1 protein-coding gene is annotated in these 1,547 nt (G+C 58.2%); it reads left to right on the top strand.

What is annotated here, in order from left to right; all coding sequences use genetic code 11:
* Window positions 1-130 precede the first annotated feature (130 nt).
* Window positions 131-1,396 (top strand): site-specific integrase, encoded by a 1,266-nt coding sequence (locus tag ACZYOF_RS43665; RefSeq protein ID WP_463719576.1) that lies wholly within the window; start codon window positions 131-133, stop codon window positions 1,394-1,396.
* The last annotated feature ends 151 nt before the right edge of the window (window positions 1,397-1,547 follow it).

Here is a 1,547-nt window from a genome sequence, read left to right as displayed (position 1 = left end):
TTATGTGCCGGACATCGTTATGTGCCGAATGCTGTCACAACCCGCATTTTTAAACGCTATTTCCGCGACAGCGGCAACATAACGGAGCGCTCGTGGCATGGTGATCTCCTTCTTTCCTTAGGAGATTGTCATGCTTGAGAAGTACTACATCCGACCCGCCACCATCGATCGTATTCACGAGTCCTGGATCGCTCCCGAAGTCGAGCAGTACGTCAGCTGGATGGCGGAGCAGCGCTATACGGATAGCAGCGTGTCTCGCCGGATTCCCATCGTGGTGAGCTTTGGCGAGTTCGCAAAAGCTCACGGCGCCAGCGAGGTTAAGAACCTACCTGATCACGTCGAGCCGTTTGTGCAAGCGTGGATTGGTGAGCGTGCTAGACGACGCTCAGCCCGGCGACGCAAGCAGATCGGCGATGAAGTACGCAATCCCATCCGCCAGATGCTAAGGCTGGCGGTCCTCGGCTACATTGGCCGGGGTCGTCTCCATAAGCCGGACAACCCGTTCGAACGCCAAGCACCGGGGTTGTTGAGGTACCTGATCGAAGAGAAAGGACTTCGTCAGCGATCGATATACCAATACCAAATTTTTTTGCGTCAGTTCGCGGCCTACCTTGAACGCATCCGCGTCGACAACCTCGCAAAGTTATCGCCAACCGTGCTCAGCGGGTTCATTGCCGAGTACGCTCCGCCCCGAGTGTCCTGGTCAACGGTGCGCAATGCATGCGGAGTCCTGCGGGTCTTTCTGCGTTATCTCAATCGTGAAGGGGTTCTGGCCAAGGATCTCAGTTCGCTCGTCGAGTTTCCGCAGTCGTACCGGCACGCTGGCGTGCCACGATCGATCAGTTGGGAGCAGGTCGAGCAAGTGCTGGCGGGTATCGACAGACGGTCCGCCTCTGGCAAGCGCGATTATGCGATGATGCTGTTGCTTGCGACCTATGGGCTGCGGGCGGAGGTCGCCTCGCTCACGCTCGATGACATCGACTGGCGCAACGAACGGCTTAAGATCAGGGAACGCAAAGCAGGCAATACCACCACTTATCCGCTCTCGGCGGTGGTGGGAGCAGCGATCGTCGAATACCTCAAAAACGGGCGACCAGCCACGACATGCCGCGAGGTGTTTATGCGCTGCTGTGCTCCGCACGCCCCGATTGGCTCCGCCGCGGTTGTCTGTCGCGCCGCCCATTTCATCCGCAAAGCCGGCATTCGCGTGCCACGCGCCGGTTCGCATGTCCTACGGCACAGTTGTGTGCAGCGCCTGCTAAACGCCAATTTCCCCCTGAAGCATATCGGCGACTACGTCGGCCACCGCAGCGCCTCCTCCACCCAGATCTACGGGAAGATCGCCGTCGAACAGCTGCGTGAGGTTGCATTCGGCAATGGGGAGGACGTGCTGTGAGCTCCGATGCACGTTTCCAGAGTTTTCTTGGCCGCGAGATCGAGCAATTCCTCGCTCACAAGCGTTCTTTGCGACGGCGCTATCTTGTCGAAGAGAAGACGCTCGCGCTGTTCGACGCCTACTTGTCGAAGAACAAAATTGGTAGCCTTAG

This window comes from Bradyrhizobium sp. LeoA1Lang, from assembly GCF_055413685.1.
Note: the sequence above shows the minus strand (reverse complement) of the source record. Positions and strands in the feature narration are given on the sequence as shown.

Coding starts and splice junctions, on each gene's coding strand:
- ACZYOF_RS43665 (WP_463719576.1), top strand. CDS start 131: ATGCTTGAGAAGTACTACATCCGACCCGCCACCATCGATCGTATTCAC.